Here is a 21,215-nt window from a genome sequence, read left to right as displayed (position 1 = left end):
ATTTTGAAAAAAATTGATCAAGGAATTGATTTTTTAACAAATTGGAAACAGCTGTTTCAATGTCCAGTTTGTCAAAGTAGGTTTGATGAAATCAAAGGGACTAGTTTTAATTGTGAGAATGGTCATAGTTTTGATGTGTCAAAAAAGGGGACTCTTTATTTTTTAACAGGGAGTGCTAAAAATGAATATGATAAAGAGATGCTTAGTCCACGTTTTTCAATTGCGCAAGCAGGTTTATTTAATCCTCTATTGGAACAAATTTATCCGTTAATTAATACAGATTCAAAAGAAATTAAAACATTGTTAGATGTAGGATGTGGAGAAGGCTCACAATTAGATTATTTAACTCAATTGGGTCTAGAGGGGCCGAAAATAGGTTTTGATATTTCTAAAGATGCCATCCAATTGGCAAGTACACATTTTTCTAGTGCTTTTTGGTGTGTCGCAGATTTGGCTAAATCGCCTTTTGCATCTAAGCAATATGATACAATTCTAAATATTTTTTCTCCATCTAATTATCAAGAATTTAAACGCTTGTTAAAAAATGATGGAAAGGTTATTAAGGTTGTGCCAAATACAGACTATTTAATTGAGCTGAGAAAACTTTTTTATCAAGATCAAGAAGCAAAACAGAGCTACCAAAATGACGCAGTTGTGAACAAATTTAGCCAACATTTCTCAAAGGTTACTGTAGAACAGTGTCGTTATAGCTTTGATTTAACGCCAGAATTATTCTCGGATTTAATGAAAATGACTCCTTTAGCATGGGGAGCAAGTCAAGCAGCAAAGGATTTTGCCTTAAAAAATCCCTTGAAAAAAGTGACAGTTGATGTAAGTATTTTAATTGGTATGAGTGAGTAGTCAAATGTGAATGAAATGTGAACAAGAAATAGATGGATAACGCTTACAATAGGTTGATTGACCCTAATGGGTTGCAACAGTTCCATAGTGGTGTTATATTATCAGTAAGCTATTTAGTTCATTCGTTTTTATCAGAGATCCATCAGATTCTGATAAAAGTTAGTGAGTGAGAATGTGCTTCACTAACGTATCATTTCGCAGTGCTAGACACCGAAGTGATGCGTTTTTTTCTGCTTTTTTTTGGAAAGTCTAGATCGTGCATATAAATAAGCAAGACAAATTCTAATAATAAATTCGTCTTTGTTTGAATAAAGGAGTTGAGTGATCATGAGTGGAACGAGTCTTTCGTTAAAAGAGCGGATTATTCAAGAAAGCCAACGAATTGGTATTGATAAAATTGGTTTTGCTTCAGCAGAACCTTTTAGCAACTTAGAGAAAAAGCTTGAAGAACAACAAGAAAAAGGCCATCATTCGGGTTTTGAGCATCCGGTCATAAAGGAACGAATTTATCCAGAATTAATTTTTGATGAACCCCGTTCTATTATTTCGATTGCATTGGCCTATCCAACTAAGATGAACGAACCACCTGAGCGAGTCAAAGGCCAACGTCGAGGGCAATTTGCGAGGGCTTCGTGGGGGACTGATTATCATGATATTTTAAGAGAAAAACTTGCTAGGCTAATTGAATTTATTAAGCAAGAAGCCAAGGAAGAAGTCTTATTTAAGCCGATGGTAGATACTGGAGAATTAATTGATGTAGCAGTCGCACAACGAGCTGGCTTAGGCTTTATTGGAAAGAATGGCTTATTGATTACCGAGGAATTTGGCTCGTATGTCTATTTAGGTGAAATTATCACGAATTTAGAATTTGAATTTGATGAAGTGGTAGCAAATGGTTGTGGTGATTGTACACGGTGTATTACCGGGTGCCCGACGACGGCTTTGCTTGGTGATGGGCGAATGAATGCGAAGAAATGTCTATCTTTCCAAACCCAAACTAAAGGAATGATGCCTGTTGAGTATCGAAAAAAAATGGGTCATGTGATTTATGGCTGCGATATTTGTCAGATGGTTTGTCCTTATAATAAAGGGAAAAATTTTCATTTTCATGAAGAAATGGAACCTGTACCGGAGGATGTTGCGCCATTACTACAGCCTTTATTATCCATTAGCAACAAAGAGTTTAAACAACGTTTTGGTGTAATGGCTGGTTCTTGGCGGGGGAAAAAACCGATTCAACGTAATGCTATTATTGCATTAGCTAATTATCGGGATAAAACCGCATTGCCAGCATTGTTACGCTGTATTGAAGAAGATCCTAGACCAGTGATTCGAGGGACAGCTGCCTGGGCAATTGGTCAAATAGTTGCAAAACAAGATGTCACTGTGATTGAATTTTTAAGAACAGCGTACCAAAAAGAAGAAGATGAAGAAGCGCGTGTTGAGTTTAAACAAGCTCTTCAAACGTTAGAAGAAAAAAGTAGTTAATTTACGGGAAGTATTGTGTTTAAAGTCTAAATGCACCCTATTTTATTGGAGGAAAAATTATGCCAAATCATATTGTTTTATTCGAACCACAAATTCCAGCAAATACGGGAAATATTGCCCGTACTTGTGCTGCGACAAATAGTACGTTACATTTAATTGAACCACTAGGTTTTTCAACTGATGACAAACAACTAAAACGAGCGGGATTAGATTATTGGAATGATGTGGCGATTCGTTATCATTCAGATTTAGCCGCATTTTTGAAAGTTGCTGAATCTGGTCAACTTCACTTAATCACAAAATTCGGTCATGAAGTCTATAGCGATGTTGATTTAACAGATTCTAAATTAGATCATTATTTTATTTTCGGAAAAGAAACGACAGGATTACCAGAAGAATTTATGCGTCAATATGAGCAAGAGTGCTTACGGATTCCTATGAATGATGAGCATGTCCGATCGCTAAATTTATCAAATACAGCGGCTATTTTAGTTTATGAAGCATTGCGTCAACAGAATTTTGAGAATATGGAATTAACGCATAATTACGGTGAAATCGATAAATTAAGCTGATTTTGAATCGTTAATTCTAAATATAAATGAGAACCTGCTAGTTTAACTAGCAGGTTTTTTTTATTAAGCCTAGCTCTTATGAGCCAACTCCTAGAGAAAAAAATAAAAATTCGAGAGGACAAAAAGCGTCCTATCAATTTTTCCTATTTTCTTACCTGAGCTAACCGGCTCAATGAGCTTTTTATTTTTAAATGACAATAATGTAAGTTGATTTTCTTGATTTGTAAGATTTTTCATAGGACTTTTATTTGCTTATTTTTGTATACTAAAATAAGCAAATAAAGGAGTGTGTCAAAATGGAGATGGTAAAAAAAGGGTTAACAGGTTTTCAACTTAAAGTATTAGGACTTGTTCTAATGGTGTTTGATCATATAGCAGAGTTTTTCTTAGAGATGGGTGTACCATTTTGGTTTCATTGGTTAGGGCGTTTAGTCGCACCTATTTTTTTATTCACTAGTTCAGAAGGATATATTCATACGCGTAACAAGAAAAAATATCTGTTTCGCTTGTTAGTAGGTTTTTGGATTATGAGTATCGGAAATTATGTGGTCAATCGTTACGTGGCTGAAGGGATAGGCATTTTTAATAATATTTTTGGAACGATATTTTTAGGTGTTTTATATATGTATTTAATTGATTTATTTAAAGCAGCGTGGCAGAAGAAACAAGTTTTAAGTGTTTTAGGAGCAATTATTTTAATGGTTTTACCGATTGCAGCAGGTTTTCTTATTATGTGGTTACCAGAAGTTAATTTTTTAGCTTTTAATATTCTATTTTTATTTGTACCGACTGTTTTAACAACAGAAGGTGGCTTTTTACTAGTTGTTTTAGCTGTATTATTTTATTTGTTCCATGGGAAAAAAAGTTTACAAGTTGCAGCCTTATTGATTATTTCAGCACTGAGTTATTTTAGTGCAGGTGGGAATCCTTTTACAGAAAACTATCAATGGATGATGGGGTTAGCAAGTATTCCAATTATTTTATACAACGGGGAAAAAGGTCGTGGTATGCGTAATTTCTTTTATTACTTTTATCCAGCCCATATTTACGTGCTCTTTTTTATTGCCCACTGGTTGCAAAAATAGACGATTAAAAAAACTCCGACTAAACTAATTTAGTCGGAGTTTTTTTAATTTAGTATTTCAATTGATTAATGGCCGCCTAAGAAAAACATTTGGATAAAGAATAGAACTGCAAAAACATAAACGAGTGGATGAACATCTTTAAATTTGCCTGTTACAGCTTTAGTTATTGGGTAGGTAATAAACCCTAATGCTAAACCAGTTGCAATACTGTTTGTTAAAGGCATTGTGACAATGACGATAAAGGCTGGAAAAGCTTCGGATAAATCATCCCAATGAATTTCAGCAGCACTTGCCATCATCATTGAACCAACGATAACTAATGCTGGAGCGGTAATGGCACTGACACTTGAAATAGCACTGACAACTGGAAAGAAGAAGCTTGAAATTGCAAACATAACTGCAATTGTTAAAGCTGTTAAACCCGTTCTACCACCTGCAGCAACGCCAGTTCCAGATTCAATATAGGCACTAGTTGGACTTGTTCCAAAAACCGCACCAACTGTTGTTCCAACAGCGTCAGCTAGAAGTGCTTGTTTTGCATTTTCTAAATTACCATCTTTCATCAAACCAGCTTTTTTAGTAACAGCAATCATTGTGCCAGTTGTATCAAAAATAGTGATTAATAAGAATGAAAGAACAGCACCGTATAATCCATTTTCAATCACATCTTTAAAAGGAGTGATTGGGTTGGTAATCATTAAATCATGTCCAAAATTTGGTAAGGCCATAAAGCCATCAAATTTGATTTGACCCGTAAAGTAACTAATAACGGCAATAACGACCATACTAATGAATAACGCACCACGAACATTTAAAAGCATTAAAATGACACTTAATATAATTCCGATTAATGTTAAAATGACACCTAAACTGTGTAGATCACCTAATTTAACTAAGTTGGCTTCATCGGCTACAATCACACCAGATAAACGTAAACCAACAAAAGCAATAAATAGGCCAATACCGGCAGTAATAGCCGATTTCAACGTTTCTGGTATCGCGATAATTAATTTTTCACGTAAACTTGTAAAAGATAATAGTAAGAAGATTAATCCGGCAATAAAAACAGAAGCAAAAGCTGTTTTGTAATCAACACCACTCGCAACCACTGTTACAAAGTAGGCATTCATTCCTAAACCTGGTGCAATCCCAATCGGATAATTAGCAGCTAAGGCCATCCAACCGGTTCCGACTACAGCAGCTAGGATAGTTGCCATAAAAACTTGATTAAAAGGCACTCCAGCAGCACTTAAAATGACAGGGTTCACAACAATGATATAAGCCATTGTTAAAAAGGTCGTTAGTCCTGCGATAATTTCTGTTTGAATCGTGGTATTATTTTCTTTCAAGCGAAAGAAGTTTGACATGGTAAATCCTCCTAAAAACGAATATTTAATAAGAACAGATTTAATGATATTCGTTTTTAGGTGAAAAAGCAAGCCTTTTTTAGAAAAATATAAAGAAAAAACACGAATATTCGGGAAATAACCGTTTACACTTAATTGAGGTTAAAGTCTGTTAAGAAAGGAATCTTTGTTATGCAAGAAAAGACTAGGAAAATTTCCCTAGTCTTTTCTGACTTACTATTTTGTTTAATTATTTCCAGGAGGGCGTCCACCGCCGCCTCCCATACCGCCAGTAGTGATACTAGCACCTGTTTCTGAAATACTTGTGCTGACATCAGTAAGTGTTGCAGTTGTCAGCTGTGTTCCAATTGTGTAAGAACCATTTTGATATAATCCATCGGTAGTTGTTCCGGAATGGCTACCACCAGAGTATAATGTGTATTTACTACCTTGTAGCATATCAGGAGTACTGATAACAATGGATTGGAAATTCTTAGTTGGAGCAAAGGTTAGGACTTCATCCCCATTTTCATCTTCGATGTGAACTAATGTTCCGGCTTGTTGTGTGTTAGAAAAAATTAAATTTAAAGAGGCTTGAGTGGAAGATGTACTCGGTGTTTCAGCCATACCTGAGCTACCAGATGCAACTAGGGTCCCGCCATTTAAATTAAAGGTTCCATCAAAATCTATCGCACCATTTCCATTATCTGTTGGACCATTGACTAAAACAACTCCGCCACTCATATCAATGTCCCCATTTGAGTCTAAACCGTCTCCGCCTGCATCAACTACGATTCGGCCACCTGTAATAGTTAAACCGTAATCACCACCAGAACTGAAATTGTCTTTTTGTCCTCCTGGTCCAATCTCATCAGTTGTTCCATCACTACCACCAGCTGCATTAATTCCATCATCTGAACTAGTAACATGAATCGTTCCATCTTTAATTACAATGAAGGCTGCTTCAAGACCTTCATAAGATTTTTTTATATCAATCGTTCCAGCATTTATTGTTAAAGTATCATCTGCATGCATGCCATCATCACCAGTCGAAATAGAAAATTCACCACCATTGATTGTAATAATGCCATTAGTATGAAGAGCATCATCTTCGGCATTAAGTGTAAATGAGCCATCTTGAATGGTTAATTGTTCAGTTGCTTTGAGCGCTTTAAAGCTGTTAGAATTTTCTGCAGTTGTGCTTGTATTCGTAGTTACGGAAGTTTGACTATCACTTCCAGCACCTGTTTTAATAGTAAAATTCCCATTAGAAATTAAAAGGGAACTTTCGGCTTGAATGCCATCATGAGCTGCTGTGATTGTATAGGTCCCACCATCAATTCCGATCCAACCTTTCGTTGTATCCTCTGAATTATTGGTTTGAATTCCATCATTGCCAGCTTTAAGCACAAATGTTCCAGCTAAAATAGAAACGGAGTCTTTTCCGCGCAGAGCATGATTTTTAGCATCAACTGTAATCGTCCCATCCGTAATAACTAGGTCATCTTTACTTGCAATGCCATTATTATAATTTCCGGAAATGTTTAAAGCTCCAGAACCGTTAATTGTTAAATCATCTTTACTAAAAATTGCAGCATCAGGTTCGTCTGTCGTTGCATCTGGGTAACTATATTCAGTTGCATCACTAACTTTATTTTCAGTTTTATCAGCTAAGGTCAGAATCATTTTATCAGCTTGTTGAACATAAATAGGAGATGTTGTTGAACTAGTGATATCAACTCCATTTAGAATAATTCTCACAGTATCTTCTTTACTGGCATTAACCTTAATTTGCCCGTCTGTTAATGTACCAGAAACGATATAAGTTCCAGCTGCTGTAATTGTAACAATGCTATCTGTAGCAGAAGCTCCAGAACCGTCTACTTTAATAGAAGTTTTGTTTAATTGGATAGTCGTTCCACTCGTTTCATCCCAGTTACTGTCCTGATCTTCTGCTGTGTAGGTTCCAAATAGGCCATTATCATCTGTTGTTGTCGTGGCTATATTTGTAGAAGTAGAAGTAGTTTCCGTTGAACTAGATGATTTTGAGGTAGAGGTAGACGAATTCGTCGCTGTACCACAACTTGCTAAAGTCACTAGTAACGAGAGTACTAGCATTAATTTAATTGTCTTTTTTTTCATAGTTATACACCTCTTTGAATTAAATTTTAAAGTTCATCTTTATTCGTTGCTACTTTTCCGCAAATAATGGTTAGATTGCCATTGCGACGTCTAATTTCATCAATCATTGCTTTTTCTTCTCGGTTATCTTTTAACATAATTTGATACATTAGTTCATACAAACTGCCCATATTGGTTGTTTTTACACGATCTAAATGAGCTTCATACGTATACTTATCAAACAAGTCATCAAATAAACCTGTATAGTCTAAGTTTTCAGGAATCGTTATTTTTAAAGATTTTTCAGTCCGTTTACTTTGTCCAAAGTGGATGGTATTTAAAAAGAGGAGCATACATCCAATAATTAGCGAAAATAAGAAAACATAGACTAAGTAACCCATACCTGTAGCTAATCCAATTCCCATAGCCCAGAAAATACTACTTATTTCTCTTGCACCACCTGCAACAGAACGAAAACGAATCAGACTAAAGGCCCCTAAAACGGCAACCCCTGTGCCTAAGTTTCCATTAACTAACATAATAACGGTTTGAACTAAAACTGGTAGAATTGCTAATGTAACAACAAAACTTTTTGAGTAAACATTACGATACATATGGACACTTGCCGCTAAAACCCCCAAAAGTAAAGAGGAAATGGTACAAAATAAGATTTGTAAAATCGTAATATCTCCAGTTGTAGATGGTAAAATACTTGCTAACATAATTGATCGACCCTTTCTTGATATAAATAATTTTTATAACAGGTTCCGTATTTTGAAAATGAGACAGGATAAAGTTCATGATTGGCCAAAATTTGTGTCAGCCAAAATGGAATGGCTCCTAACGCTTTGATTTCCATTAAACATTCATCTTTTGGAATTAAATAGGCTCCATGATCTCCAGCACTTAAATCTAAGTTTGTAGCTCGCCAACGCACTTTGAAATCAAAGGTAATTCGAAAATCGAGATCTTCTTTGCCAAAAAGGGCAATTCGATCATAGGCAATTAAAACTTTTGGAGTTAGTTGATGACGTGAATAGAACCAATCAATTTCTTGCATAATCTGATTGTTTTCTAATGGAATATTAGTGGAAGATAAGTAAGTAGTTGCTTCCGCCAAACTTAATGATACGCGTCTTTTATAAACGACGCCTTCAAATTTTTTCTTCAGTTCTAAAAAAATCATATCTGTAGCTGTAGGAATTCCATAGCTGCGAATTCTAAATTTTTCACGGTAGATTGGTTTTTCAATTGATTTTTGAATCAACTGAAAATCATCAGTGTCGTAATAAAGAGACGAGATTGTCTGCATCCCACATTTATCTTGTTCCATATAGAAGAGTAACTCTTTAAACAAGTCTTCGAATTGATCTAAGGACAGCCTATATTTTTTTTCTTTACGTTGAAAAATGTTTTTATTTTTACTCATGTCTAAAACTCCTTTTTAATAAGTCTTGGTAGTTATGAACTTAGTTTACGTTGGGGAACTTAAAATAACCTTAAAAACTTAATCCTGTTATTTTATAATGAGAGTTAAATGTGAATACCATGTGAACAGAAAGTGTGACAGAATAGCGACTAATTTTTCCCAGGGATAAAAAAAGGAATTACAAATGCTATATTTAATGGAGTAACGTATACGATAACTCATTAGTGTAGTGGAGTCACAGTTTTCTAAATCTTTTTTTTACTGTATAAAAAAATGAAAATTTTTTGTGGAATTCTGTTATAGATTAAGAATAAAAAATAAATTAATTAAGTTTATGGAGGAATGTTTATGCAACTTAAAAAAATTATTTCAATCGGTCTAATTGCTAGTTTAGTATCACCAGTTTTGACTACGGGGAAGGTTATCGCTGAGGAAGCTCAAAAATAACTGATTTTACAGGCTTAGAGTATGCGATAAATGTCACAAATATACGTATAAATGGTCAAGCGCTGGATTCTTCTTTATTTCCTGATTTATCTAGCTTAAGTTTATTAACACATATTGATTTGGATCGGACAGAGAGTGATAATGTAATCATTGAGAAATTAGCAAATATAACTAGTTTACAGTCAATTAATATTCAAAGAAATCCCCAAATTACCGATGTCTCAGTTTTGGCAAATTTACCTAACTTACAAGCTCTGAATATTCAATTTAATGGGGTTTCTGATTTTAGATGGGTCAATGATGCTCCAAAATTAACGAGATTATCAGCGACAGGGCAAAACACAGGCAGAGATAATGCTGCTGTGAATTTGATGCGCTCTAAATTGATTTATGATAGTGAAAGAAAAACAATTACACTTCCTTTTGCTGAATTTCCTAAACAATTAACTAATTTTGACGGATATACCCCTTCATTTAGTACCGCTTTATCAGATACTTATTTCGTATTTGATGGAGTAGAAATGGGAGCAGATCGCCTAACAATTGATACAAATGGATTAACAATCAATCAAATTGAACCTGATGCATATGAAAATGCTACATCTTTTATTTATAATGCACGCTATAATAATCCATTTGGAACCTATGAAATTCCAGTAGGGTTCACTTTTTATGCTATTTCTGCGGGAACCTATTATCAAAGCTTTGCTATTGAGAATGATCCAATTGCAGGTGCTCCAGTAAATGTCCATTATGTAGACGAAGAAAATAATGAATTAGCACCTGTTGAGAAATTAAATGGAAATGTGAATGAAAGTTATCAGGCGCAAGAAAAAGATATACCTGATTGGGTTCTAAAAGAAGTTCCTGATAATGTCAGTGGACTATTTACAACAGATGTACAAACCGTTACCTATGTATATGAGAAAAAAGATGGGGAGCCAGTGACTGTTTATTATCAAGATGAAGCTGGAAACGAATTAGCTCCGGCTGAACAGTTAAGCGGAAAATTAGATTTTCCATATTCAACAAGTGAAAAAGAACTAGCAGGTTGGGTAGTAAAAGAAGTCCCAGCTAATGCAGAGGGTTTATTTACGGATAAAAATCAAACAGTTGTCTATATTTATGAAAAGGCAACGGCAGCGCCAATTACTGTTTACTTTCAAGACGAAGAAGGACATGATTTAATTCCTTCAGAACAATTGGATGGAAAACTAGATGCTCCTTACGAGGCAAGCATAAAAGAGATAGCTGGTTGGGTGTTGAAAACAAGTCCTGAAAATACCAAAGGCCTATTTACAGATAAAGCTCAGACTATTGTGTATATCTACGAGAAAGCCAATGGTGCTCCAGTTACAGTTGATTACCAAGATACCGAAGGCAGTAAACTTAGTCCATCTGAGCAATTAACTGGGCAACTAGATGCTACTTATGAAACGATGGCGAAATCCTTTATTGGTTGGGAATTAAAACAAGTACCAACCAACGCCAAAGGACTATTTACATCTGAAAATCAATCGGTTGTATATATTTATCAAAAGCAACAACCGGGTACTAGTATAAGCCAGATTCAACCACCTTTTAAGACAGCAAATCCATTACCAGCAACAGCTAAAGTAAGTAAAAATAGCTTGCCAGAAACTGGTGAAAAACAATCATTAAATTACAGTCTGGCTGGAGTTGGAATTATGGGGCTAGCTGTGTTAGCCATTTTAAGAAAAAGAACCAAAAATAAATAGAAAAAACCCTGAGAATCAATTGATTTCTCAGGGTTTTTGTTAATTTGAATTACATTTCGTCTGGTGCACCAACACCAAGCAAGCGTAAATCTTCTTTTAATATAATCGTTACAGCTTTAACTAAAGCTAAACGAGCAGGTTTTTGCGCATCATCATTCAAAACTTTAACTTGTGCATAATAACGGTTAAAGGCTTGAGCTAAATGAATCGCATGCTTCGCAATAACAGATGGTTCTAGTTTATCATAGGCACGTAAAACAGTTGTTGGATATTCTTGAATTAGTTTGATGACTTCCCAGCTGTATTCGTCATCCAATGCCAACGATGCTGAATCAAAAGAGACATCAGCAGCTTTGCGTAAAATACTCATAGCTCTGGCACGTGTATATTGAACATAAGGTCCAGTTTCACCTTCAAAACGAACAACTTCCTCTAAAACGAAGTCAAAATTATTTAAACGATCATTTTTCAAATCATGGAAAATAACAGCACCAATTCCAACTTGGCTAGCAGTAGTATCTTTATCTGCTAAATCAGGATTTTTCTCAGTAATTTGTTGATTCGCTAAATTAACAGCTTCATTTAAAACTTCCTCTAATAAGACAATCTTGCCTTTTCTAGTAGACAGTTTTTTACCACCTTGCGTAATTAAACCAAAAGGCACATGATGCATTTGATCAGCCCAATCAAAGCCTAATTCTTTTAAGACCGCTTTTAACTGTTTGAAATGGTTGCTTTGTTCATTTCCAACTACATATAAAGACTGAGCGAAATTATACGTACGATGACGGTAAAGTGCAGCTGCTAAATCACGAGTAATATATAAGGTTGCGCCATCTGATTTCCGGATCAACGCTGGATTTAAATTGTATTTCTCTAAATCAACAATAGTTGCACCATTATCGACAGTTAGAATGTGTTTTTCTTCTAATAAATCTAAAACTTCATCCATTTTGTCATTATAAAAAGCTTCACCATTATAAGAATCAAATTCAATCCCTAATAATTTGTAAATATGGTTGAATTCAGTTAAAGATTCTTCTCTGAACCATTTCCATAAAGCTACGGCTTCTTCGTCTCCATCTTCTAAACGTTTGAACCAAGCGCGTGCTTCGTCATCTAATTCAGGTTTTTCCTCTGCTTCAGCATGGAATTTCACGTAAAGTCGTAATAATTCATTAATTGGTTCAGCTTTAACACTTTCTTCATTGCCCCACAGTTTATAGGCTACGATTAATTTCCCAAATTGAGTTCCCCAATCGCCTAGGTGGTTGATCCGAATAGGTTTAAAGCCAAGTTTTTCAGCAATATTCGCAATAGAATTTCCAATAACAGTCGAACGCAAATGTCCCATTGAAATAGGTTTTGCTATATTTGGTGAAGATAAATCAATTGGAATAGTTTGACCTAAGCCAATTGATTGGTTGCCGTATGTTGTTCCAGCATCTAAAACTTCTTTAAGAACTGTAGAACTAACGCTTTCTTTATTTAAAAAGAAGTTTAAATAAGGACCTACAACATCAATTTTAGCGATAAGCGGATCTGTAATTTTAGTTCCTAAGTCAGTCGCAATTTGTTGTGGAGCTTTCCGAAAAGCCTTAGCTAAAGCAAAAGTTGGGAAAGCAATATCCCCGTGATCAGCTGATTTTGGTTTTTCTAATAAGTTGAAAATTTGTTCAGTTGTTAATGTTTCGCCAATTTCTTTTTGTAATAATTCAGCGACAAGTAATTTATAATCCATTAAAAATTCCTCCTATTTTGGTTTCTTCAGTCTCGTTTTGTTGACAAAAAGGCATAAAAAAAACGCCCAAATTTGAATGAATTCAAATAAGAGACGAGAATAGGCCCGCGGTACCACTCTTGTTGCTAAGGGTTATTCTCTTAGCCACTTGTTGATTGATAACGGATAACAAATCCGAATAATTCTACTATAATGTTCAAATTATTTTTTCCAAAGTGCGCTTCTTTTTTCAACTGTTATTGGCTTACACCGTCCCAATTCGCTTTAAACTTAGTTGGAAAAATACTCTCTTTGTCGACAAAATTTTGATATGAAATTAGATTTAGTATAACAAATCATGCTGCGAAATACCATCTTTATTTTTGATTTCTAATTTTTAGTAAAAAAGCAGAGGAAATAAAAGCAGAAATGGGTTTGATTTGGTATAATGTGAAGTAGGAACCAAAAACAAAGGGGGTTTTCTTAAATGAAGAAAACAAACAGGCAAATGGTGATTAAACAAATTATTAATAACCACGATGTGGCAACACAAGAAGAGCTGTTACAATTCCTTAAAGCAGAAGGTGTTGAGGCAACTCAAGCCACAATTTCACGAGATATTAAAGAAATGAACTTAGTAAAAACAACATCCTCAAAGGGCACTGTTAAATATATTTTATTCCAGCACAATAAAATGTCGGACAAAGAAAAATTGGAACAAACGATTGGCGAAGTGGTAATAAAACTTACGCGTGTTCAATTTATGACAATTATCATGACAATTCCAGGCAATGCCCATGTGGTCGCAGCTTTACTTGACTCAATCGATTTTCCAGAGATGGTTGGAACTGTCGGCGGAAATGATACGATTTTGGTTATTTCTCCAAGTGAGGAAGAAGCTATTCGCATGTACGATTATTTTAATAAGTGGACCAGTTTTTAAAAGCTAATTCTTTCTGAACTTATATGAATCAACGAGTTATTATTTATCCTAACAAAGGGGAGTAGAATAAATGAATGAATCAAGTATTCCAGTCTTAAATGCTTTACAAAATGGCTCAGATGTTAGAGGAATTGCACTTACAACTGAGGACAAAGTCATGAATTTAACAGATGACCGAGTTGAAAGGATAGCATATGGGTTTGCCTCATGGCTAAAAGAAATCAAGAAGTTAGCGGTTGACGATCCACATTATCCAATACGTGTGGCTGTAGGACATGATAGCCGCCTTTCTGCTGACAGAATTAAAAGCGCTTTAATTGAAGGATTGGTAAATGCTAACTTTGAAGTGTTTGATGTCGGACTAGCGACCACACCAGCTATGTTTATGGCTACTCAATATGTTGACTATGATTGTGATGCCGCTATTATGATTACTGCTAGCCACTTGCCATATGAATATAACGGTTTGAAATTTTTTACAAAAGATGGCGGAGCTGAAAAAGAGGACATTACCTATATCTTAGAACATGCTGATTGGGAATATGTTTTTTGGGGAAATATGAAAGGCTTTGTAACGCCACGTTTCTTACTAAAAGATTATGCAAATGATTTGGTTGATAAAATCCGAGTAGGCATTCAAGATGAAGAAAATTATCAGCAACCTTTATTGGGGCGCCACATTATTGTTGATGCAGGAAACGGCGCAGGAGGCTTCTTTGCGACTCAAGTTTTAGAAGTTTTGGGAGCAAACATTACAGGGAGTCGATTTTTAGAGCCAGATGGACATTTTCCTAACCATATTCCAAATCCAGATAATAAAGCTGCAATGGCAAGTATTCAATCTGCAGTTTTAGCACATAATGCTGATTTAGGAGTTATTTTTGACACTGATGTTGATCGCTCAGCATTAGTGGATAAGCAAGGAAAAACGTTAAATCGTAATAATTTAATTGGGATTATTTCAGCAATCGTTATTAAAGAAAATCCTGGAACAACAATCGTTACAAATTCAACAACCTCAGAACATTTAAAAAACTTTATTGAAAGTCTGGGTGGGAAACAAAATCGGTACATTACTGGATATCGGAATGTGATTAATCGTGCAATTCAGCTTAATAAAGATGGTATTCCAACTTCATTAGCGATTGAAACTAGTGGTCATGCAGCTTTAAAAGAAAATTATTTTTTAGATGATGGTGCTTATTTAGTTGCAAAAATTTTAATGACGGATGCAGTTTTAACAAAAGAAGGCAAAGAATTAAGTTCTTTAATTGCAAATTTAAAACAACCGGTTGAAACAGATGAAGTCCGTTTCAAGATTTTATCGGAAGATATTAGTCTTGTTGGAGCAGATGCAATGGAAGATTTCAGAGGATTTATTTATAAAACAGCTGATTTAGAAGTTGAACCACGCAACTTGGAGGGTGTTCGAGTAAATACTTCTGGGAAGTATGGAACTGGTTGGATGTTATTGCGTTTAAGCTTACATGAACCGTTGCTTGTATTAAATTTTGAAAGCGATCAAAAAGGTGCTATTGCTTTATTGAGAAAAGATTTGAAAAACTTCTTTGAAGAGAATGATGAATTGGATGCGTCTCTTTTGTAAGTTTTAAGAAAGTACATTACAATAAAAAGACGGACAAAAATAAAATATACAGTCTGAAATATAAAATTAGGAGTTGACTAGTGAATGGAATTAGCAATTACAAACAGTTTGAAAATGGCAAATGGTGTTGAGATTCCACAATTAGGATTAGGCGTCTTTTTAGTAAAAGAAGAAGATGAGCTAAACATGGCTGTGAAATCGGCTATTTATGATGGCTACCGTCACATTGATACGGCAATGATTTATAATAATGAAAAATTTGTTGGAAAAGCAATCAAAGAAACAGAAATTCCACGTGAAGAATTATTTATAACTTCAAAAGTTTGGAATTATGATCATGGATATGAAGAAACGAAAGCAGCTTTTGAAGCAACTTTAAAACGACTAGATACAGATTATTTAGACCTGTATTTAATTCATTGGGCTTCACCGAATTATATTGAAACTTGGCAAGCGATGGAAGAATTATATGAGGCGGGTAAAATTAAGGCAATCGGTGTCTCTAATTTCCAAATTCATCATTTAGAAGATTTAATGGCTCATACTAAAATTAAACCAATGATTAATCAAATTGAAACACACCCAGAGTTCCCACAAAATGAACTTCATGAATTTATGGAAAAACATGGTATCCTTCATGAAGCTTGGGGTCCATTAGGTCAAGGGAAACATGATTTATTAAGTCATCCAGTTTTAGTTAAAATTGGTGAAAAATACAATAAAACAGCTGCACAAATCGTATTACGGTGGCATGTAGAACGCGGAATTGTGGTTATTCCAAAATCAGTTACTCCGCATCGAATTAAAGAAAATAGCAAAATTTTTGATTTTAGTTTATCAAAAGAAGATATGGCAGAGATTGCTACCTTAAATACAGGTACTCGTTATGCCAAAGATCCTGACGATGAAGAATTTTTAAAAACGAGTGCTATTAGACCTGAATAAGAGTAAAGCCAACAGCTTGAGTTTTTTCCTCAAGCTGTTTTCATATTCTTAGATGGAAAATTTAGTAGAAGAGTAGTTAGTAAAAATAACTATTTAGAATGATTGAAAACTGAGGGATTTCCTTCAGTTTTTTTATTTTAACAAGATGGGGAAAAAAGCTGATTTGCTTTGTAGTCAAATTAAAAAGTAATAGTTTGCTTAAAATTTAGGGAATTTTAGAGTTAATTTATTTTCATTTTAATAAGATTGTGTAATAATATATTTTGGAAAGAGGTGAGAGCGATTAGAAAAAAAAGGAATACCCCTGGATTTAAAAATTTTTTAACCAATACTGTTTTTGGAAACATTGAAGGCAATCAAGCGGAAAAACAAAAAGATGAAAAAAAGAATAGTTCTTCACCAATTTATATTCCTAAAAATAGTAATACGGATAAACATAAAAAAAAATAAGCTTTGTAAAAAACAGATTAACTAGACGTTTCGAAGAATAAAAAAATAAGGCTAGGAAAAAAATCCCGGCCTTATCTTTCTATTCTTCGTCTTTATTTTTTTCATTTACTTCGTGTGTTTCAGCTTTATTGTCTGAAAGAGTAATCTCTATCCATTCAATTGTACTTTTTCCTGCTTTTTTAACCGTAAATGTATAATTCTTGAAAACAATATGATCCCCTTCAACAAGATCATACTTTTCATTCATCATCCATCCACCAATTGTATCAACATTTTCTTCATCAATGTCTAGTCCGAATAGCTCGTTGATATCGTCAATTAACATGCGTGCGCTAACTAGATAATGATGATCGTCTATTTTTGTCATTTCCGGCGCTTCAGTTGTGGCATAATCATCATTAATATCCCCAACGATTTCTTCAACGATATCTTCGATTGAAATCATACCGCTTGTACCACCATATTCATCAACTAAAATCGCCACTTGATTGCGTTCTTTTTGCATGCGAACTAAAATCTCTTTAATGGGTATCGTTTCAATAACAGAAATGACTGGTCGAACATACTTGGTGATCATAAATTCATCAGATAAGCCAGACTCGACATATGTTACATAAGCTGCAAAAATTTCTTTTGTATTAATGACTCCAACGATAGAATCTTTATCGCCATCTTGAATAACTGGGTAACGAGTATATCGTTCCGTTTGAACCAACTGGCTAATTTCTTTCAGGCTCATATCAGTTGAGACAGTCACCATTTCAGTACGAGGAACCATGATTTCGCGGCTCATACGATTATCAAAAGCGAAAACATTCTCGACAAATTGATACTCATCATGGTTAATTTCCCCACTTTTTAAACTTTCACTCATAATGATCCGCAGTTCTTCTTCTGAAACACTCTCATCAGATTCACCAACACTTTTCAATCCAAAAGAGCGGGAAATTCCATTTGCAATGCCATTGAGTAAATAGACGATTGGGAACATTAAAAGATACCAAATTTGTAAAGGTCGAGCAATTAATAAGCCGATTTTTTCTGTCTTATTAATGGCAAAGTTTTTAGGCACCAACTCCCCCACAATGACTTGGATAAAGGTAAGGACTGAAAATGAGATTACGATAGATAAAAGACTTGAAACTGAGCTTGGTAGGTTGAAATTTTCAAATAAATTATCAAACAAACGTTTAAAAGTCGGGTCACCTAACCAACCTAAAGCAAGAGAAGTAATAGTGACTCCTAGTTGTGTCGCAGATAGATAGGTATCTAAATGCTGTGTCATTTTTTTTAACAAAATAGCTTTCTTATTGCCATTTTCAATAAGAAAATCTAATCTTGAAGGGCGAATACGGACTAAGACAAATTCTGACATAACAAATAAGGCCGCAATACCTAAAATAATAAAAAATATAATCATACCGGTTCCGATTGACAAATGCACGCCTACGCCATAAGCGTAAGCCTCACCTCCATTTTAGTGAAACTTAGTTTAAATTTAAAAAACTCTTTACCTTTATTTTACTCTGTTCTTGTAGAATTATAAAGGAAAATGGATAAGACTACCAGTACCCTGAGTGGATTTAATCATATTTTAGAAGAAACATGGGGAATAAGGGGCGGAATCACTAATGTGACGGAGTCAAAAGACTTTTATTTCAACATCCACCTTGAGATGTATTTCATATCGAGGAATTGTTTGGTAGAATTAAAGAAGCACTTATTTTATAAGAGAGTAAAATATATATATTGAAGGATTGAGCTATCAATGGAAGAAAAAACTTTTTTTGCAAAATTTAAAGCCCAAATGATTATTTTTTGGCAATGGCTACGTCCTTATCTAGGTAAAGTTCATCGTTGGCGCAAACGTATTTGGAAAAAATATCATATAAATAAAATTATTTTATTGGCTACTTTGCTAGTTGTATTAGTAACGAGTATTTATTTGCTTTATCTAGCTAAAACAGCAGATGTCGCTTCGCTAAAAGCTGGCCTCGAGCAGACGACAACAATTTATGATGAAAATGGGGCAGAAGCGGGAACGCTATATGATCAAAAAGGGACTTTTGTTAGTATTGATCAAATCGCTCCAGCATTACAGGATGCAGTTGTTTCAACTGAAGATAAACGTTTTTATGAACATGGAGGATTTGATGTTAAAGGCATCTTACGAGCAGCAGTTGGGTATGTAGTTAATCGCGGAAACATTGTTGGCGGCGGAAGTACCTTGACGCAACAATTAGCTAAAAATGCCTTTTTATCACAAAATCAAACACTTTCGAGAAAAGCTGAAGAATTATTTTTAGCTATTGAAATTGAAAAAAAATATAGTAAAGCTGACATATTGGAAATGTATTTAAATAATGCCTACTTCGGAAATGGAGTGTGGGGTGTTGAAGATGCAACACAAAAATACTACGGAAAACATGCTTCAGAACTAACCGTGACAGAGGCAGCTTCAATTGCTGCAATTTTAAAATCACCAAGTTATTATAATCCAATTGACCATATGGACAATTCGATTGAACGTCGTAATTTAATCTTGGATTTAATGGTAGACAATCAAAAATTAACTCCAGAAGAGGCCAATGTAGCCAAGTCAGAACCCTTATTATTAGAAGATACCTATCACGCAACTAGTGGTTATCAATACCCTTATTATTTTGATGCACTAATTGATGAAGCCATTAATGATTACGGTTTGAAAGAGGAAGATATCTTAAACAAAGGCTATAAGATTTATACAGCTTTAAATCAGGATTATCAAAAACAAATGCAAGAAACCATTAACAATGATGCTTTATTCCAGTATTCAGAAGATGGAACCCTGGTTCAAACCGGTTCTGTAGCAATGAATCCTAAAACTGGTGGAGTTTATGCCTTAGTTGGTGGTCGAGGAGAGCATGTTTTTAGAGGCTTTAACCGTGCAACACAAATTAGAGTCCAACCAGGTTCAATTATGAAACCATTAGCTGTTTATACGCCAGCACTAGAATCAGGTTATAAAATCGATTCATTATTGAAAGATGAACAAAAAGCCTATGGATCAGATAATTATACACCAGAAAATTATAATGGCATTTATTTAGGTGAAGTACCGATGTATCAAGCTGTAGAAGATAGTATCAATGCTCCCGCAGTTTGGTTACTAGATCAAATTGGTGTGGATAAAGGTTTTGAAAAAGTCAAAAAATTTGGTATTCCTTTAAAAGAAGATGATCGCTATTTAGGTTTGGCTTTAGGAGGACTAACAAAGGGGGTTTCGCCCTTACAGATGGCTAGTGCTTATACAGCCTTTGCAAACGAAGGGAAACGCTCAGAAGGTCATTTAATTACAAAGATAGTAGATGCTACTGGAGCAGTTATTGTCGATAATACTGAAACAAAAACGAAAAAAGTGACAACACCAGAAGTCGCAAAAGATATGACGAGTATGCTAATGGGGGTATTCGATAACGGTACAGGACAGAGTGCATTACCAGAAGGCTATAAAATAGCAGGTAAAACAGGAAGTACAGAATTAACATTTGGTGAAAAAAATGGAACAAAAGACCAATGGATTGTCGGGTATACACCGGATGTTGTTTTATCTACTTGGATTGGATATGATCAAACGGATGAAAATCATTACCTAAATGGTTTAAGTTCAGAAGGAGTTGCTCCTGTCTTTAGATCTCAAATGGCAAATATATTACCTGCTACTCCAATGACGCCTTTTACAACAGAAAGTGCTTCAGAAATTGTGACTGAAGAAAATAAGGGAACAATGGATAAATGGAAGGATAGTTTTGATGAAGGAGCTAAATATTGGGGAGATAAGTTTAAGGAAGGTTCTTCCTATTTAAAAGATAAAACGGGTGAATTTTTCAATGGCTTGAAAGAAAAAATAAAATAAGTGTTTTTGTTTCTCACTATATGCAATGAAATTTACTTTTTTCATTAAAGGTATTGGATTAAATTAAGTAGAAATGTTATAGTTAATGAGTAAAACAACCAATTTAAATTAGAGGAGTGTTTCATTTTTATGAGTACAAATATTTATGATACAGCAAACCAACTTGAGAGAGATTTAAGAGAAACTGAAGCTTATGTTGCCTTGAAAGCAGCTTATGAAGCAGTTAAAGCAAATCCAGAATCAAATGATATGTTTAAAGAATTCCAAGGCATCCAAATTAAATTACAACAAAAACAAATGTCTGGTGAAGAGATTTTAGAAGAAGAAATTAAAGAAGCACAAGAAATGGCAATGAAAACTGGCGAAAATGAAACAATCAAAGTCTTGATGGAAGCTGAACAAAAATTAAGCCAACTGATTGATGATGTAAACCGTATCATTATGTCTCCAATTCAAGAGTTATACCAAGGTTAATTAAAAAATAATAAATGAGTTCACTATTGTAAAATAGGTAGTGAGCTCTTTTTTTTACTAGACAACGAACATATGTTTATTTTGATTGAATGAA

The 21,215-nt window shown here is 34.5% G+C and carries 16 protein-coding genes and 1 other annotated feature; of the genes, 10 read left to right on the top strand and 6 right to left on the bottom strand.

All coding sequences use genetic code 11. The annotated features are described in order from the left end of the window. Window positions 1-3: 3 nt before the first annotated feature. The 4 genes from BR77_RS05575 (at window position 4) to BR77_RS05560 (ending at window position 4,006) form a co-directional block, all read left to right on the top strand. Entirely contained in the window at window positions 4-861 is an 858-nt protein-coding gene (locus BR77_RS05575; protein WP_010054102.1) for a methyltransferase domain-containing protein, read from the top strand. Between the two features lie 327 nt (window positions 862-1,188). Beyond that, a complete protein-coding gene (gene queG, locus BR77_RS05570; protein ID WP_035064173.1) occupies window positions 1,189-2,349 on the top strand; it encodes a tRNA epoxyqueuosine(34) reductase QueG in 1,161 nt (386 codons plus the stop codon). Window positions 2,350-2,408: 59 nt separating this feature from the next. Further along, window positions 2,409-2,921 carry a tRNA (uridine(34)/cytosine(34)/5-carboxymethylaminomethyluridine(34)-2'-O)-methyltransferase TrmL gene (trmL, locus tag BR77_RS05565; protein ID WP_010054105.1) on the top strand — a complete coding sequence of 171 codons (513 nt, stop codon included), beginning with the start codon at window positions 2,409-2,411 and terminating at the stop codon, window positions 2,919-2,921. A gap of 296 nt (window positions 2,922-3,217) precedes the next feature. Next, a complete protein-coding gene (locus tag BR77_RS05560) occupies window positions 3,218-4,006 on the top strand; it encodes a TraX family protein (RefSeq protein WP_015075914.1) in 789 nt (262 codons plus the stop codon). Window positions 4,007-4,071: 65 nt separating this feature from the next. Here BR77_RS05560 and BR77_RS05555 read toward each other — a convergent pair whose 3' ends face one another. The 4 genes from BR77_RS05555 to BR77_RS05540 all read right to left on the bottom strand — a co-directional run bounded on the left by BR77_RS05555 (window position 4,072) and on the right by BR77_RS05540 (window position 8,902). Next, the gene (locus BR77_RS05555) at window positions 4,072-5,373 is read right to left on the bottom strand and encodes an NCS2 family permease (RefSeq protein WP_010051803.1); all 1,302 of its coding nucleotides are present in this window, start codon (window positions 5,371-5,373) and stop codon (window positions 4,072-4,074) included. A gap of 225 nt (window positions 5,374-5,598) precedes the next feature. Continuing rightward, entirely contained in the window at window positions 5,599-7,494 is a 1,896-nt protein-coding gene (locus tag BR77_RS05550; protein ID WP_015075915.1) for a carbohydrate-binding domain-containing protein, read from the bottom strand. A gap of 26 nt (window positions 7,495-7,520) precedes the next feature. Then, window positions 7,521-8,195: a DUF4956 domain-containing protein gene (locus BR77_RS05545; protein ID WP_015075916.1), complete on the bottom strand. Its 675-nt coding sequence runs from the start codon at window positions 8,193-8,195 to the stop codon at window positions 7,521-7,523. Further along, window positions 8,189-8,902, bottom strand: a complete 714-nt coding sequence (locus tag BR77_RS05540) for a polyphosphate polymerase domain-containing protein (protein WP_010051809.1) — start codon at window positions 8,900-8,902, stop codon at window positions 8,189-8,191. Before BR77_RS05540 ends, BR77_RS05545 begins: the two co-directional genes overlap by 7 nt. Window positions 8,903-9,468: 566 nt before the next feature. Between BR77_RS05540 and BR77_RS05535 the strand changes: the two genes are divergently transcribed. After that, a complete protein-coding gene (locus tag BR77_RS05535) occupies window positions 9,469-11,088 on the top strand; it encodes a MucBP domain-containing protein (RefSeq protein ID WP_236700900.1) in 1,620 nt (539 codons plus the stop codon). A gap of 49 nt (window positions 11,089-11,137) precedes the next feature. Here the strand turns inward: BR77_RS05535 and argS are convergent, their stop codons facing one another. Then, window positions 11,138-12,829, bottom strand: a complete 1,692-nt coding sequence (argS, locus tag BR77_RS05530; protein WP_015075919.1) for an arginine--tRNA ligase — start codon at window positions 12,827-12,829, stop codon at window positions 11,138-11,140. Window positions 12,830-12,915: 86 nt separating this feature from the next. Further along, window positions 12,916-13,136: a binding site (T-box leader), on the bottom strand. A gap of 159 nt (window positions 13,137-13,295) precedes the next feature. Between argS and argR the strand changes: the two genes are divergently transcribed. From argR to BR77_RS05515, 3 genes are all read left to right on the top strand, one after another. Continuing rightward, the gene (gene argR / locus BR77_RS05525) at window positions 13,296-13,751 is read left to right on the top strand and encodes an arginine repressor (protein WP_010051814.1); all 456 of its coding nucleotides are present in this window, start codon (window positions 13,296-13,298) and stop codon (window positions 13,749-13,751) included. 70 nt (window positions 13,752-13,821) lie between these two features. Next, window positions 13,822-15,357 carry a phosphohexomutase domain-containing protein gene (locus tag BR77_RS05520; protein ID WP_035064170.1) on the top strand — a complete coding sequence of 512 codons (1,536 nt, stop codon included), beginning with the start codon at window positions 13,822-13,824 and terminating at the stop codon, window positions 15,355-15,357. 84 nt (window positions 15,358-15,441) lie between these two features. Further along, window positions 15,442-16,302, top strand: coding sequence for an aldo/keto reductase (locus tag BR77_RS05515; RefSeq protein ID WP_015075921.1), 861 nt, complete (start codon window positions 15,442-15,444; stop codon window positions 16,300-16,302). 529 nt (window positions 16,303-16,831) lie between these two features. Here the strand turns inward: BR77_RS05515 and BR77_RS05510 are convergent. Then, window positions 16,832-18,196 carry a hemolysin family protein gene (locus BR77_RS05510; RefSeq protein WP_233638696.1) on the bottom strand — a complete coding sequence of 455 codons (1,365 nt, stop codon included), beginning with the start codon at window positions 18,194-18,196 and terminating at the stop codon, window positions 16,832-16,834. 324 nt (window positions 18,197-18,520) lie between these two features. Between BR77_RS05510 and BR77_RS05505 the strand changes: the two genes are divergently transcribed. Both BR77_RS05505 and BR77_RS05500 read left to right on the top strand, forming a co-directional pair. After that, window positions 18,521-20,647 (top strand): PBP1A family penicillin-binding protein, encoded by a 2,127-nt coding sequence (locus tag BR77_RS05505; RefSeq protein WP_010051818.1) that lies wholly within the window; start codon window positions 18,521-18,523, stop codon window positions 20,645-20,647. A gap of 129 nt (window positions 20,648-20,776) precedes the next feature. Next, window positions 20,777-21,121, top strand: a complete 345-nt coding sequence (locus tag BR77_RS05500) for a YlbF/YmcA family competence regulator (protein WP_010051820.1) — start codon at window positions 20,777-20,779, stop codon at window positions 21,119-21,121. The last annotated feature ends 94 nt before the right edge of the window (window positions 21,122-21,215 follow it).

This window comes from Carnobacterium maltaromaticum DSM 20342 (assembly GCF_000744945.1).
GTDB lineage: Bacteria > Bacillota > Bacilli > Lactobacillales > Carnobacteriaceae > Carnobacterium > Carnobacterium maltaromaticum.
This window is presented reverse-complemented; position numbering and strand designations above follow the sequence as displayed.

What these genes read in the sequence shown, in the direction of transcription:
- BR77_RS05540 (WP_010051809.1), bottom strand. Translation starts at nt 8,902, where the DNA reads ATGAGTAAAAATAAAAACATTTTTCAACGTAAAGAAAAAAAATATAGG.
- argR (WP_010051814.1), top strand. Translation starts at nt 13,296, where the DNA reads ATGAAGAAAACAAACAGGCAAATGGTGATTAAACAAATTATTAATAAC.
- BR77_RS05555 (WP_010051803.1), bottom strand. Translation starts at nt 5,373, where the DNA reads ATGTCAAACTTCTTTCGCTTGAAAGAAAATAATACCACGATTCAAACA.
- BR77_RS05560 (WP_015075914.1), top strand. Translation starts at nt 3,218, where the DNA reads ATGGAGATGGTAAAAAAAGGGTTAACAGGTTTTCAACTTAAAGTATTA.
- queG (WP_035064173.1), top strand. Translation starts at nt 1,189, where the DNA reads ATGAGTGGAACGAGTCTTTCGTTAAAAGAGCGGATTATTCAAGAAAGC.
- BR77_RS05515 (WP_015075921.1), top strand. Translation starts at nt 15,442, where the DNA reads ATGGAATTAGCAATTACAAACAGTTTGAAAATGGCAAATGGTGTTGAG.
- argS (WP_015075919.1), bottom strand. Translation starts at nt 12,829, where the DNA reads ATGGATTATAAATTACTTGTCGCTGAATTATTACAAAAAGAAATTGGC.
- BR77_RS05520 (WP_035064170.1), top strand. Translation starts at nt 13,822, where the DNA reads ATGAATGAATCAAGTATTCCAGTCTTAAATGCTTTACAAAATGGCTCA.
- BR77_RS05545 (WP_015075916.1), bottom strand. Translation starts at nt 8,195, where the DNA reads ATGTTAGCAAGTATTTTACCATCTACAACTGGAGATATTACGATTTTA.
- BR77_RS05500 (WP_010051820.1), top strand. Translation starts at nt 20,777, where the DNA reads ATGAGTACAAATATTTATGATACAGCAAACCAACTTGAGAGAGATTTA.
- BR77_RS05505 (WP_010051818.1), top strand. Translation starts at nt 18,521, where the DNA reads ATGGAAGAAAAAACTTTTTTTGCAAAATTTAAAGCCCAAATGATTATT.
- trmL (WP_010054105.1), top strand. Translation starts at nt 2,409, where the DNA reads ATGCCAAATCATATTGTTTTATTCGAACCACAAATTCCAGCAAATACG.
- BR77_RS05550 (WP_015075915.1), bottom strand. Translation starts at nt 7,494, where the DNA reads ATGAAAAAAAAGACAATTAAATTAATGCTAGTACTCTCGTTACTAGTG.